The sequence below is a fragment of the Xenorhabdus sp. KJ12.1 genome (assembly GCF_963876495.1).
Lineage (GTDB): Bacteria > Pseudomonadota > Gammaproteobacteria > Enterobacterales > Enterobacteriaceae > Xenorhabdus > Xenorhabdus stockiae.
Map to the genome: position 1 here is coordinate 1 of NZ_CAWNQH010000037.1, position 431 is coordinate 431.

A 431-nucleotide genomic window follows, 5' to 3' on the forward strand; every position below is an offset into this window, starting at 1 on the left:
CCTCCATAGTTCAGTCGGTAGAACGGCGGACTGTTAATCCGTATGTCACTGGTTCGAGTCCAGTTGGAGGAGCCAAATTTAAAGAAGCCCGATTCAGTTTTACTGAGTCGGGCTTTTTGCTTTTCTACTTTTTTCCGGGACATTTATCTGGCATCAGGAAATATAACGGTATATTAATTCGTTATCATGAATAATACCTAAAAAAATACGGTGCTGATTATTTTTTGCCATAAAAAATGATAAAACCCCACCACTTTGAACATGTCTCAACCACTTGAACTTATTTTTTATTTTTCTGCTTTACAAGCTCTCTCCATTCCCCTATTATTCGCCTCGTTCTCAGGAACACAGCAATTCCTCCATAGTTCAGTCGGTAGAACGGCGGACTGTTAATCCGTATGTCACTGGTTCGAGTCCAGTTGGAGGAGCCA

At 41.1% G+C, this 431-nt stretch carries 1 tRNA gene; it reads left to right on the forward strand.

The features are described 5' to 3' along the window. Positions 1–355: 355 nt before the first annotated feature. Positions 356–431, forward strand: a tRNA-Asn gene (locus tag AACS92_RS04225).